This window comes from Sulfurospirillum arsenophilum NBRC 109478, assembly GCF_000813345.1.
In the GTDB taxonomy this organism is placed as follows: Bacteria; Campylobacterota; Campylobacteria; order Campylobacterales; family Sulfurospirillaceae; genus Sulfurospirillum; species Sulfurospirillum arsenophilum.
Genome location: NZ_BBQF01000001.1, coordinates 33,916 through 47,535, shown reverse-complemented (window position 1 = coordinate 47,535; position 13,620 = coordinate 33,916). Strand labels below are relative to the sequence as shown.

The window sequence follows — 13,620 nt, the reverse complement described above, 5'->3', positions numbered from 1 at the left end:
TAAACCATTAAAAATTAAAATATTTATGTTAATAGCAAATTTTTACATGTAAAGAAAACTTGTAACACCTTCAAATGCTTTGATACCACTATAATTAACCACTTTCTTGAAAAGATAGCATTGTAATGCTATACTAAATAAAATTAGTATATTAAAGAGCATCTTATGATCAATCTTAAAAAAATACAAATGCTACCTGCGCGTGAACAAGTCGCATCTATTCTACGCTCATCAATCCTCTCAGGCGGTATCAGTAAAGGTCAATCTATCACCCTTGATAGTATCGGCGAGCAAGTTGGTATGTCTCGTACACCGGTTCGTGAGGCATTTCAAATCCTTGCGAATGAAGGACTTATAGAACTTCGCCAAAACCGTTGTGCCATTGTGAAAGGTATCTCTGAAGAGGCCATTAAAGATCACTATGAAATGCGTATTTTACTTGAAACAGAAGCTCTTAGACGTGCCTGTCTTCATATGGACGATGAAACACTCAAAGTGATTCAAAAAGTCAATGAACAAGGTAAACGTGCAAAAGAGAGTGGCGATACCGAAGCGTATAATATTGCGAATCAAGCATTTCACATGACCATCTGGGAAGCTGCAGATAGTGATAAACTCAAATCATTCCTCTCCTTGCTCTGGAACGGCTTGTCAATGAATCGTTTGGTGACAGCTCAAGAGTATGCAGGTATCTCATTGAATGACCACAATAAAATTGTTGAACAACTCACCAAAAAAGATTATGAGGGTGCGTGTGAGACTATGCGTCAACACATCATCTATAGTATGAACAGTACGCTCGCCAATTACAAAAATTAATCACTCAAGAGGCGTTTAAAAGCGCCTCTTTCCAATTTCTACTAACTTTTAGCAATCATTGAAACGATCTGACTGGCTGTCTCTTTAAGCGCAACTTCTTTTCGCTCGTGAAATGTAACTTTATTGGCTTCAAAGAGGTTATTTCCCTCAGCATCGATAGAAATAATTAACGGTCCAAACTCTTTAACTTTAAGTATCCAAAAAGCCTCAGGCATACCAAACTCGGGCCACTCTTTACCTTCTATTTTTTCCACTTGTTCTGCTGCTACCACGCCACAACCTCCAGGGAAAACGGCATGAACCGCCGTACTCTCTTTGCATCCTTCTGCTGTTTTAGTACCCATTCCACCTTTACCAATGACTAGCTTAACACCCGTTTTGGCTAAAAACTCTTTTTCATAACGCTCCATGCGCATACTCGTAGTTGGTCCAATAGAAACCATCTCCCACCCTCCATCAACATCTTTCACAATAGGTCCTGCATGAAAAATAGCAATGCGATCCATCGGCAATTTAGGCATGATTCCCTCAGCAATAATGCGCCTATGCCCTTCGTCTCTACAGGTAACGAGTGTTCCGCTTAAATAAACGATGTCGCCTACTTTAAGATCTTTAATAGCTTCATCAGAAATAGGGGTTGTTAAAATCTTTTTCATAGGGTAACTCCTTTATGCGAAATAATTTCATAATTCATGTTTTCATCAAAACGAATAATGCCATGGCGATTTGCCCAGCAACCTATCGTCACGCCCACACCCAAAACAGAAGGGTGATGTGCCATGCCCTCGACATGCACAGCCATAACGCTGTTTTTTCCAGAAATTCCTTGTGGTCCAAGACCGATGTCATTGAGACCTTTTTCAATGGTTCTTTCCATCTCAGCCGCTTTTGGATGTGGATTGGACGAACCAACCGGTCGAAGCATCGCTTTTTTAGAAAGTAAGGCTGATGAATTAGAACAGGTTCCAATGCCGATGCCTACAATGAGGGGAGGACACGCATTAATACCCCAGTTAACAACGGTATCAAAAACAAATTGCATCGCCCCTTCATAACCCGCAAGTGGAGGTAAAACAATGGAACGACCAGGGAGGGAACATCCACCACCCGCTTGATAAACTTCTATCTCAACATTGGTACTGTCATCAACGATATCCCACGTAATGTAAGGAATATCCGTACCAACATTGGTTCCTGTGTTGACTTCATCAAAGACTTCAACAGCATTCAAGCGTAGTGGAGCACTTTTGGTGGCAAGAATCGTAGCTTCTCTTAAAACCTCTCGCAATTGTCCCAAATAGGGAAATTTAGCCCCTGCGCGGACAAAATATTGGATGACTCCCGTATCTTGGCACGTTGGACGACTGAGTTTTTTAGCCTTGTCCATATTTTCAAACATGACATCATAAATGGCTTTTGCCAAAGGTTGCTCTTCCCCAACTCGAAGCTCTTTAAGCTTTGCCATCACATCATCTGGGAGTTCTTTGGAAACCAAATCCACAAATTTTCCCAAAGTTTGAATCATCATCTCTTTTTTATCGAGTACAAACATCGTTTTATCCTTTTACATGTAAATAATATTTAGAGAAAAACCAATACACCTACTAAAAGTACGGCCATAAAAATTGCCGCAAAAATAGCACCTAATGCCCACCATTTTCCTTGTGAAATATAACCAGCACCATACCAAATAGGCGAAGGGCCTGTTCCATAAGGGGTGATAATTCCCATCAAACCAATTGTACTGGTCAGTAAAATCATAAAGGTCATCAACTGCTCAGGTGCAATAAGTTTTGCCGCAATCACAATAAAGATAGGCAATAAAGCCGTAGTGTGTGCGGTTAAACTGGCAAAAAAGTAGTGCAACAAAAAGAACAGTACTATCATTGAGATCATCAACATTGTTGGGCTTAGTCCTGAAAGATAGACTTCAGTACCTTTACCCATCCATGCTAAGATACCTACATCTTTGAGCCCTGAAGCCAACGCCACAAGAGTTGAAAACCAAACTAAAATATTCCATGCAGACTTATTACCAATAACATCTTCCCAAGAGACAACATTGGTTAAAACCATTAACGCTGTAATCGTCATAGCTGCCATCGTTGCATCAACATTAAGTTCTTTTCCAAAAATCCACAAGATGAGTGCAAGAAAAGCAAATGATGCCATCAATATCTCTTTAAAGGAGATGCGACCCATTTTCTTCAGCTCATCTTTTGCCCACGCAGGTGCTTCGGGAGATTGTTTTTGAGTGGGTGGATAAATCCAATAAACTAAAAGCGGTGTTACGAGAAAAAGTGGCAACATAAGTGGTACCATAATTTTTGCCCATGCTCCCCATGTTATGGAAATATTTGCTCCTTTTGCAATGAGATCAATAGCAAGAAGATTTGGAGCAAGTGCCGTTAAAAACATTGAACTGGTCACACAAGTTGCGCTCATCGCTATCCATGTGATATAAGCACCCATTTTACGAGGCTCATGCTCAGGCGTCGAATTGAAAATAATAGGGATATTAATCGCGATAGGAAAAATTGTTCCACCACCTCTTGCCGTGTTTGAAGGCATAAAAGGTGCCAATACAAGGTCAGCAAACGCTACCGCATAGCCAAGACCAAGGGAACTTTTACCCATGTAGCGAATCATGATAAGCGATATTCTCTTCCCTAACCCTGTTTTTTGGTAGCCCATCGCAAACATGAATGCTGCAAAAATCAGCCAAATGGTCGAATTTGAAAAACCTGAAAGTGCCCATTGGACATTGGCTGTGGGTGTTTTGCCAGCAAGCCCAGATAAAGCCATAATTGAAACACCTATTAATCCCACCAAAGCCGCAGGAACAGGCTCAATGACAAGACCAACAATGACAGCTAAAAAAACTGCCATATAGTGCCACGCCACAGGAGTCAAACCATTAGGAACTGGAGAAAACCAGACCACACATAAAACCAAAACTGGAATCAGCATCAAAATCAATTTTTTCGACATCATCAAACCTCCATTTGGATAAATTTTCAACTAAAATTCAGTGCTAGCGTGACGGAAAAGTAAAACGTATCATTATGAACGACCTCTGTTATGTGACACTTAGATTGTCAACATGGCAGTTTAGAAAAAGGTTTGTCGCTATATTTGTGATATTTTATCACATATCACAAATTGATAAATTGTAGGTTTAATGCCCTTAAAAATATATTAATGTATCGTCTTGAAAAAAATTTAATTCTGATTATCTGTCAAAATTTCCCTATCTATTAACAGAGGATTTAAACTATTAACCTATAATTACATTAAAATTCTCCACGAAAGAATCTCAATTTATGTCTAAGTCCCTTACAGAGCGTCAAATTGTTTTAACGCTCGCGTCCTTATCGGCAATTACCCCTCTGGCGATTGATATGTATTTACCTTCATTCCCAGCGATTGCGACGGACCTTCAAACCTCTATTCCCAATGTCGAATTCAGCCTCAGTCTCTACTTTTTTGGCATGGCGATGGGACAACTCTTTGGCGGTCCCATCTCGGATGCGTACGGTAGACGTCCGATGGTGATTATAGGATTGATACTTTTTGGGCTAAGCAGTTTTCTCATCTCTATCACGCATCAAATAGAAGCTTTTTGGATTCTTCGTGCACTTCAATCTTTTGGGGGAGGCATCGCTACGGTCAATGTCTCAGCCACTGTTAAAGATATGTTTAGTGGGAAAGAGAGTGCACGCATCTTTTCACTTATCGCCATGGTAATGCTCATGGCACCGCTGATTGCGCCAACACTTGGTTCTTTTGTTTTGAAGTTTTTTGAATGGGAAATGATCTTTTTATTTTTAGGGTTTTACACTCTTTTTGCGTTAGCTTTTTATCTCTTTCGCTTTCCCGCTGTTAAACAAGAACGGACTAAAATCACGCCTATTCAAAACTATAAAACGGTATTAACCAATAAACTTGCAATGCTTTTTATTATCTCTCAGATTCTCTGCACCTCTGGTATGTACACATTTATTACCTCTTCTTCATTCATCTACATGGAGCACTTTAACGTCACTCCTAGTAAATTTGCACTCTTTTTTGGTGCTAATGTCTTGATGATGATGTTTTTTGGACGCCTCAATGCATGGGTCGTTAAAAAGAAAGAACCGCTAGCATTACTTCGTTTTGGTGTGAGCGCGCAAGCTATTTTTGGTATTTTGCTCTTTCTATTTCAAAATAGCAATGTCTATGTACTTTTCCCCTTGATTGGACTCTACATTGGAATGCTTGGCTTTATTTTTTCAAACTCTGTTTCATTGACACTGGAATTTTTTCCAACCATCAGTGCTTCGGCCAATGCCATCATCGGGGTTTTACAATACAGTGTGGGCGCACTTATGGGCTTTGTTGCAAGTTCCTTGCACGATGGTACACTTTTCCCAATAACGAGCGTTATGATGGTAGTAAGTCTTCTAGGAGCTGTGCTTTTACTGCTAGGAAGTAGGGGATATATTCCCCATCATGGCAGGCAGTCGTAATATTTTTTTATCGACGGTGGAAAGCGCAAGCTTTGCAATTTGATCATCCGTGAAATAACCATCTACGTTTACATGTAAATCTTTACATATAACCGCTTCAAGCTCAAGTTTAAAATGGCTATAGGTGTGAGTGACTTTCCCTAAACTTTCTGCATTACCAGGTCGTACATCGACTTGCATAAAGCCCCAAAGCCCATGAAGTAACCGCTCTTTGCGTTGAATAAGTCCTAATTTTCCCTCTTTGAGAATGACTAAAGCGACCCGTTGTTTCGTAGGCACTTTAACCTTTTTAACGGGTAATGGATAATTTTCAGGCGCCTCTTTACCTTTACATGTAAAGCTTAGCGGGCACTCCAAACAGTTTGGATTTTTAGGCGTACAGATCATTGCGCCGATGTCCATCATTGCCTGATTGTGCTCGTAGGGATGTTTTACATGTAAAAGTTCCCATGCCTTTTCCCAAAGCACTTTTTCATCCTTTACGCTTAGTGCAAAGTAGCGGCACAAAACACGTTTGACATTGGCATCTAAGATGGGAAGTGCTTCATGATGAGCAAACGTACAAATAGCGTGTGCCGTGCTTTTTCCAATGCCTTTTAATCCTCCAAGTTCTTCGGGATGACGAGGTAAAATTCCGTTACATGTAATGGCAGTGTGATGAAGGTTTTTTGCTCTGGTGTAGTAACCCAAGCCTTCCCACATTTTTAAAACAGCATCAAGAGGCGCTTCAGCCACACTTTTTAGGGTTGGAAAACGCTCTAAAAAAGGAAAATAAAAACGCTCCAACACAGTCTTAACTTGCGTTTGTTGAAGCATGATTTCGCTGAGGTAAATGTGATAAGCTTCCTCAGTTTGTCGCCAGGGGAGATCGTGACGACCATTTTTTTGATACCACGCATAAATAGCCTGTTTTACATTCAAGCCAAACACCACTCAATAGGCTTTTTACCGTTACATGTAAGATATTCGTTACTCTTTGAAAAAGGCTTAGAGCCAAAAAATCCACGGTACGAAGAGAGAGGGGAGGGATGAGGAGCACGTAAAATGAGGTGCTTTTTACCATCAATGAGGCTTGCTTTTGCACCTGCGGGACTTCCCCAAAGGATGAAAACCAAATGCTCTTTTTGAGTGCTTAAAAGCTTAATAACGGCGTCCGTGAAGGTTTCCCAACCCTGTCCGCGGTGTGAATTAGCTTCACTGGCACGTACGGTTAAAACCGTGTTGAGTAAAAAGACCCCTTGTTTTGCCCATGCCGTTAGATTGCCACTTTGAGGAATGACACAGCCAAGATCGTCACGCAACTCTTTAAAGATATTTTGAAGAGACGGCGGATGCTGTATGCCATCTTGTACCGAAAATGAGAGTCCGTGTGCCTGATTGGCTCCATGATAGGGATCTTGCCCTAAAATGACCACTTCAACGTTCTCAAATGGCGTGTTATCAAACGCCGCGAAGATATTGGCACCACTTGGATAAACCGTATGACTTTTTTTCTCTTTAACCAAAAAGTGCTTCAATGTTTCAAAATAAGGCTTTTGAAACTCCTCTCGTAAAACATTTTTCCAACTCTCTTCAATCTTTGGATCAACCATTTTTAGCCTTTAATAACCTCTAGTCTATTTTTTAAGAATTTTTGGATAAAATACGCTTCGCCTTCTTCTAGACCTGTGCAATGTCTTTTAAGAGTAACGCTTCAGGGTGGGAACACAGCAGAGCGCTTTTTTTAGGTGTGTGCCGCAGTCATCTGGGAGAGGGTTTTTACATTACGCCCTAAACTCCCAAATACTTTTCAATTTCCAACGCTAATTTATAAAAATCAACATTTCCTATTTTCCCTTTTTCTTTCAGCTTACCACGAATATGCTCTTTGCCTTGTATAAGCTCTTTGGACTTCACACCATGCGATATAGAAAGTGTCGCTTCGATAAATGCTGCTAGATTATCGCAATTTTTCAGTGCTTTTCCATCAATCGCATTAAATTTTTCTTCATTGTAAACCGAAACATCCTCAACCATTGTGATTTCATGTTCATTGATACGGTTCATAAACTCATCTTTTTGATTGTCGCCATAAAGTCCAAGAAGGTATTTAAACTCTTTAATAAGTCCCTCGGGAAGGTATGGGAGTATCTCTTCTTCAATCATTTTGATCTCAAACTCGCTAATAATATCATCCAATCCACTAACAGAGTACTTAACGGGAGAGATGATGTCACGAGTAAGCGCTTCTGGAAAATCATGGAAAAGTGCGCAAAAAAAGTTATTGACCAGTCTTTGATTACACGCTTTAGAGGAAAGAGAGTAGAAATAACCCAAAATGGCAACGATAAGCATATGCCCCAATACTGAAGTTTCAGGGATACGAGGCGTTTGTGCCCAACGCTTTTGAAAACGAAGTCGTCCACTTAAATCAACAATTTTAGAGATTTTTTTATTCATTGCCATTTTGCGAACACTAATGAGCTCGTAATAATCCTCAATTTCCTCTTCAACAGCATCTTTAACACGATCAATATTATTTAAAAATTGGCTGGTTTGATAGACAATGGAAAATTCCCAACGTGTTGCCATGTACGAAGCTGCTTTGAGGATGAAACGCTCTTTTTTGTACATAGTACTATCACTCAGGTAGGTTTTAAAACGCTCATAAAAAGCACCCTCTTCAATGTCACTCAGTGAGTCATAAAGTTGCTCTAAAACCCATGTATTGATCTCTTTTTCTTTTTTTTGAAGTGCTTTACGAAAGACATCGGGACGAATGTCGGTGACAACCACACGACGTAAAAATTCAAAAATACCCGCTTCAATTAAAGAGCGCATATCAATGCTCTCTTTTGGTTCCATTTTTGCAATAAAATAGGCAATAATGAACTTATGCGCTTGTTTATCAAGCTCCACCAATTCTACCATGCGCGGATAATCATTCCAGCGCTGAATAGAAGCAGCTCCAAAGAACTGCTCTACAAGTTTAGGGTTTAACATGAACTCTCGTTTCGCACTTGTTTCGAGTCGATTTCGATCACTGTGTGTACATTCCCTCTTGGATTAAAATCAGCAACGACTTTGAGCCATTTTGGCTTGAGCTTAGAATCTAGAAGGTCATAAATTTCATTCGCACTGTTTTCGTGACTAACATTGCGGTTCATAAAACTGTTGATGTAAAGTTTGATCGCTTTCAGCTCAACCACAAATTCATTAGGAATATAGTCAATATAAATCGTTGCAAAATCAGGGTAGCCACTGCGTGGGCATAGACAACAAAACTCTGGTAATGTAAGCTTAATCACATAATTCTTTTTGTGTTGATTTGGCCAAATTTCTAAGTCTTTTTCAACATCAAATTCTTTAATAATTTGTTCACCGTATTTCATAAAATATCTCCTACTATTTGTTCTAAATTTTTTGGTTTTGAAATACAAAACCCTTGTATAAAATCAGGTTTAATCTCTTTCATTTTTTTGAAATGTACCTCTTTATCCACGAATTTTACCATACTTTGAATGTGAAGCGTTTGGATGAGCTGGATGTAGTGCAAAAGAAGCTTTTGATACTTAGCATCATCGATTTTTTTGGTAAATTCTATATCGAATTTTACAAGATCAATTGGCAGATGTTTGAGGTACTCAAAACCACAATTATTGCCTCCAAAATTTCCTAGTGCTATTTTAAAACCAGCCTCTTGATAACTCTCGATAATTTCTTTAAAACGATGTATATTTTCATGGCTTTTCTGTTCTGTAATTTCAAGAATAAACTGGTGTGGATCAATTTTTTCTTGCTCAAAAAGGTTTATAAGGTACCGTTTAAAACTAAGATTTCGCAAAGTTACGGGTGAAATTTCGACACTAAAGAGCATCTCTTTTTTCATTAAAGGTTTTATCTCTTTTACTAAAAGTTCAAAAACCTTTTCATCAAAAACTTTTTCATAACCTGTATGGTTTACAATGCGTTGTATTTGCTGTTTACAGAGCGATCCATAGGTTTGTGACTCCATACGTGTTAAAACCTCTAACATTTCAATTTGCCCTGTTTTAAGTGACAAAGAGGGTTGGTATTTGAAAACGAGTTTATCATGATCTATTATTTCATGAATGATAGATGTAAACTGATCAATTTTAATGTTAGGCGTCGTTTCCTGACTCTTTTTTTGCTCTTCAATAAGCATTAAAAGCCTCTCTATCAGGTTGTTGGTATTGCTATCATATACTGCACTTAAAAGTGAAAAATCCACTTTAACTTCAATATTTGCAATGCCAACATTTTGAACACTTTTTGTAAAAATGGTTATCAGATGACGAAGTTCACGACTTGGATGTTTTAGATAAAACAAAAAACCATCACTACTGTATCTTCCAATAGCGCTGTTTTTAAAATGGTGTTCACGCAAAAAAAACTCAAGTTTTTGAATAAATCTGATTAATACCAAGTCACCATTATTAATTCCATAGCGCTCATTGATATCGCTCAAATTGTTTACATGTAAAAAAATAATGTTCGTATTTTCTCGATCTTTTATCTTCTTAATTTTAGAAATAATTTCAGCTCTGGTAAATGTCTTGGTGATAGGATCAATCAGTGTTGTTTGAAAACCATGGTAAATAAGGTAAACCGTATAGTAAACATAAACTGGAATTAATACCGTAAGAAGAATGAAATCAATGGAGGTTAATGAAAAAAGCTGGGATGAATGAAAAAAAATGCCTATAAGAAGAAGGAGGGGAAAAGCGATTTTCAGAGCAATGATAAATCGATTTTCTCTCTCCTTAATCTCAGAATAGAGCATTAAACGTCCAAGTGTTTTACATCTTTGGCATGATCTTGAATATACTGACGGCGAGGTTCAACTTCATCGCCCATAAAGAGGGTAAAGGTGTCACTGGCAGCTTCTGCATCATCAACTTTAACTTGCAAAAGGCGTCTGTTTTCAGGATTCATCGTGGTTTCCCAAAGTTGTTCTGGGTTCATTTCACCAAGACCTTTGTAACGTTGAATGTAAGCACCTTTTTTAGCACTTTTTTCGATTTCATCCAAAACTTCTACGGGATCTTTACCATCAAAAACATCAAAGTCACGTTCTTGTATTTTAGTGTAAATATAACGTGCCTCTTCGTAAAGTGGATTTGTATAGAACGTCTCATCTAAGAGTAACTCTTCCAAACCATCTTTAGTTTGAATAAAGAGATGAATACTCTCATCATTGACATAGTGGTTCAGAATATTGTAACCAAGGGCTGTTACAAATTTTTCAATCTCTTTGAAAAGTTCTGCAGATGGTAATGCAATTAAATCTGGATTTTCAATCAAATAACGCACCACTTCAATCATTGAGAAGCGTTTTTCGAGCTCTTTTAAAATGCCTCTATAGGCAGAAATAATTTTAAAGAAATCCACTAAATCAGGTGTACCAACACCTTCAATGGCAATGCTATCCATACCTGATTCAATTAAAAAGGCATTCATTTCAGCATCATCTTTAAGATAAATCTCTTTTTTACCTTTTTTATAACGATACAATGGTGGTTGAGCCAAATAAATATAACCATTGTCAACAACAGGGCGTAAGAAACGGAAAAGGAATGTTAAAAGTAGGGTTTGAATATGACTACCATCAACGTCCGCATCGGTCATGATGATAAGCTTGTGATAGCGAAGTTTCTCTTCATTAAATTCATCGCCAATACCGCATCCAAGAGCAGTAATCATATTTTTGATCTCATCAGATTTCAAAATTTTATCTAAACGGCTTTTTTCGACGTTAAGAATTTTACCTTTAAGTGGCAAAATTGCTTGGAAAACACGATCCCTTCCTTGTTTGGCTGAACCACCCGCACTATCGCCCTCTACAAGGTAGAGTTCACAAATAGAAGGGTCTTTACTTTGGCAATCCGCCAATTTTCCAGGTAGTGTTCCAATGCTCATTGCATCTTTACGTCTGGTTAAATCTCTTGCGTTTTTTGCTGCTTCACGACCTCTTGCTGCTGCAAGCGCTTTATTCATAATCGCTTTAGCTTCAATTGGGTTTTCTTCAAAATATTTAACGAGTTGCTCATAAACCAATTTTTGAACAATTGGTTTAACGTAAGAACTTCCGAGTTTTCCTTTAGTTTGACCTTCAAATTGAGGTTCAGGAACTTTAACACTGACAATCGCGATCAAACCCTCACGAACATCATCACCCGTAATTTTGACGTCTTTTTCTCTTACGCCTGCATTAAGACTAATATAACTAGTAATGGCACGTGTTAAACCAGCCCTAAAACCACTTTCATGGGTTCCACCATCAATCGTTTTAATATTATTAACAAACGAATAGAGAATTTCATTGTAGGTTGAGTTATACATCATTGCAACATCAACTTCAACATCTTCAACACTTGCAGTGTAATGAACAGCTTCAGCTACTTTTTCTTTCTTATTAAGATCTAAAACAAACTGTTTGATACCACCTTCAAAATGGTAAACTTCAGCACGTCCATCTCTTTGATCTTTCAGTTCAATGGTAATTTTTGGATTAAGATAGGCAAGTTCTTTAAAACGTGTTGCTAAAATTTCAAATTGAAACTCTACGGTTTCAAAAATGCTTCCATCAGGCCAAAATTCAATCATTGTACCTGTACGATTGGTTGTCTTGACAACATCAAGTGGTGTTTGTGGAATACCACAAGCAAACTCTTGGCGATGTTCATTGCCTTCTCGTTTGATCGTAGCAACCAATTTGGATGAAAGTGCATTTACAACTGAAACACCAACACCGTGTAAACCTCCACTCACTTTATAGGTATCTTTATCAAACTTTCCACCCGCATGAAGTACTGTTAAAACAACCGTTGCTGCTGACATGTTTTCACCCTCATGCCAACCAACAGGAATACCACGACCATTATCAACAACAATACATGAGCCCTCACGAGTCAGTTCAACTTTAATCAAATCACAATAGCCTGCCATTGCCTCATCAATAGAGTTGTCAACCACTTCATAAATAAGATGATGAAGACCATTGATGTTGGTATCACCGATATACATACCAGGACGTTTTCGAACTGCTTCAAGGCCTTTTAGAACTTTAATATTGTCTGCACCGTAAGTACTCATATTTTCTCCACTTCTTAATTATCTTTTTTGTATTTGGTTTCTTAGATCATAATTGGCATAACAATGGTTGTAAAATTATCACTTTCTAATGTGAAAGGAAGACCACTGTCATTGAAACCTAAGGTAAAGTTACTATTTTCGATGTTAGATAAAAAATCTAAAATATAACGACTGTTAACTGCAAGGTAGATATCACTATCAAGTCCTGTTTTAAAATCAATTTCTGTTTTTGCTTCAATGTTATCATCGTTTAAACTTTCAAAAACAATTTTTTCAGGTTTAAAGGTGATTTTAATTTCAGGAGAGATGATTGAAATTTGTTTAATAGCATCAACCATAGATTCACGATTCAGTAAAATTCTGTAGTTTTTATTTTTAGGAATGATGCGTTGGTAATCAGGGAATTTTCCGTTGATAAGTTTGGTATAAAATGTAAAATGAGCTGAACTTGCAATCAGTGTATTTTCATCGTAAAAAATTTCTATATTATCAAAAAAGAGTTTTTGAATTTCGCTAATTGCTTTTTTAGGAATAATAAGCGAGAAGTTATGTTCAGTTGGTTGTTCAATCTGCATAATAGCCAAACGTTTAGTATCGGTTGCTACAAGATTGATTGTGTTATCTTTAATATCAATCAAAGAGCCATTAAGTTCAAATTTTGGATTGTTACTATCAATGGCAGGAGCTATTTTTTTGATAGAACGAACAAGGGTATTGCTATTGATGTCAAATTTAGGCTTAGCGTCAATTTGAGGGAAAGGTGGGAAATCACTAGGGCTTAACATTGGAAGTTTAAATTTGGAGCTATTCTGTTTGATATAGAGGTAATCATTGATCGTTTCCAAAACAACTTCGTCATCTTTTAAACCTTTGATAATATCCAAAAGTTTTTTTCCATTAGCGGTTGCATTACCTTCTGTAATGATTTTGATCTCTGGTGTATGGTAACTAAGACCAATTTCATAATCGGTTGCTTTGAGTATAAATTGACTCTCTTCGGTTATGAGTAAAACATGTGATGTAATTTGACTTAAATCTTTTTTTTCTAAATAGGGTTGAATGTTCAATAACATGTTTTCTAAAATGCTTTTTTTAATCGAAACTTTCATTGAGTCTCCTTTTTATTATTTAATTTAAAGATAGATGAAGTAGTAGAATGGGATGAATTTGTGAAAACATCAATATTATACCTCAAACT

The 13,620-nt window shown here is 37.7% G+C and carries 12 protein-coding genes and 1 other RNA gene; 3 read left to right on the top strand and 10 right to left on the bottom strand.

Features of this window, described 5'->3' with window-relative positions:
* Positions 1 to 165 precede the first annotated feature (165 nt).
* Entirely contained in the window at positions 166 to 819 is a 654-nt protein-coding gene (locus SAR02S_RS00195) for a GntR family transcriptional regulator (protein WP_041955782.1), read from the top strand.
* Positions 820 to 860: 41 nt separating this feature from the next.
* On the opposite strand, the gene ttdB is transcribed toward SAR02S_RS00195, so the two are convergent.
* From ttdB to SAR02S_RS00180, 3 genes are read right to left on the bottom strand one after another with little or no spacing between them, the layout of a single operon-like run.
* Positions 861 to 1,475, bottom strand: coding sequence for a L(+)-tartrate dehydratase subunit beta (ttdB, locus tag SAR02S_RS00190; protein WP_041955780.1), 615 nt, complete (start codon positions 1,473 to 1,475; stop codon positions 861 to 863).
* Positions 1,472 to 2,371: a L(+)-tartrate dehydratase subunit alpha gene (ttdA, locus tag SAR02S_RS00185; protein WP_041955778.1), complete on the bottom strand. Its 900-nt coding sequence runs from the start codon at positions 2,369 to 2,371 to the stop codon at positions 1,472 to 1,474. The genes ttdB and ttdA overlap by 4 nt, the downstream gene beginning before the upstream one ends.
* A gap of 29 nt (positions 2,372 to 2,400) precedes the next feature.
* Entirely contained in the window at positions 2,401 to 3,810 is a 1,410-nt protein-coding gene (locus SAR02S_RS00180) for an anion permease (RefSeq protein WP_041957200.1), read from the bottom strand.
* A gap of 332 nt (positions 3,811 to 4,142) precedes the next feature.
* Here SAR02S_RS00180 and SAR02S_RS00175 point away from each other — a divergent pair, with 332 nt between their 5' ends.
* A complete protein-coding gene (locus SAR02S_RS00175; protein WP_041955776.1) occupies positions 4,143 to 5,327 on the top strand; it encodes a multidrug effflux MFS transporter in 1,185 nt (394 codons plus the stop codon).
* On the opposite strand, the gene mutY is transcribed toward SAR02S_RS00175, so the two are convergent.
* Together mutY and SAR02S_RS00165 are read right to left on the bottom strand one after the other, a co-directional pair.
* A complete protein-coding gene (gene mutY, locus SAR02S_RS00170; RefSeq protein WP_232293960.1) occupies positions 5,283 to 6,257 on the bottom strand; it encodes an A/G-specific adenine glycosylase in 975 nt (324 codons plus the stop codon). The two genes, SAR02S_RS00175 and mutY, sit on opposite strands and share 45 nt — an antisense overlap.
* Positions 6,245 to 6,919, bottom strand: a complete 675-nt coding sequence (locus tag SAR02S_RS00165; RefSeq protein WP_041955772.1) for a uracil-DNA glycosylase — start codon at positions 6,917 to 6,919, stop codon at positions 6,245 to 6,247. The genes mutY and SAR02S_RS00165 overlap by 13 nt, the downstream gene beginning before the upstream one ends.
* 64 nt (positions 6,920 to 6,983) lie before the next feature.
* On the opposite strand from SAR02S_RS00165, the gene ffs reads away from it, so the two are divergent.
* Positions 6,984 to 7,081: signal recognition particle sRNA small type (gene ffs / locus SAR02S_RS13325), an RNA gene on the top strand.
* A gap of 16 nt (positions 7,082 to 7,097) precedes the next feature.
* Here the strand turns inward: ffs and SAR02S_RS00160 are convergent.
* Genes SAR02S_RS00160 through dnaN form a run of 5 tightly spaced genes read right to left on the bottom strand, consistent with a single transcriptional unit; the run spans position 7,098 to position 13,531 of the window.
* Complete coding sequence (locus SAR02S_RS00160; RefSeq protein ID WP_041955770.1) at positions 7,098 to 8,309, bottom strand: HD domain-containing protein; 1,212 nt, start codon at positions 8,307 to 8,309, stop codon at positions 7,098 to 7,100.
* On the bottom strand, positions 8,303 to 8,698 hold the full coding sequence (gene queF, locus SAR02S_RS00155; protein ID WP_041955768.1) for a preQ(1) synthase: 396 nt from the start codon (positions 8,696 to 8,698) through the stop codon (positions 8,303 to 8,305). Before queF ends, SAR02S_RS00160 begins: the two co-directional genes overlap by 7 nt.
* Complete coding sequence (locus SAR02S_RS00150; RefSeq protein WP_041955766.1) at positions 8,695 to 10,110, bottom strand: EAL domain-containing protein; 1,416 nt, start codon at positions 10,108 to 10,110, stop codon at positions 8,695 to 8,697. The genes queF and SAR02S_RS00150 overlap by 4 nt, the downstream gene beginning before the upstream one ends.
* Complete coding sequence (gene gyrB / locus SAR02S_RS00145) at positions 10,110 to 12,422, bottom strand: DNA topoisomerase (ATP-hydrolyzing) subunit B (protein ID WP_041955763.1); 2,313 nt, start codon at positions 12,420 to 12,422, stop codon at positions 10,110 to 10,112. Before gyrB ends, SAR02S_RS00150 begins: the two co-directional genes overlap by 1 nt.
* Positions 12,423 to 12,463: 41 nt before the next feature.
* Positions 12,464 to 13,531 (bottom strand): DNA polymerase III subunit beta, encoded by a 1,068-nt coding sequence (gene dnaN / locus SAR02S_RS00140; RefSeq protein WP_041955761.1) that lies wholly within the window; start codon positions 13,529 to 13,531, stop codon positions 12,464 to 12,466.
* Between the last annotated feature and the right edge of the window lie 89 nt (positions 13,532 to 13,620).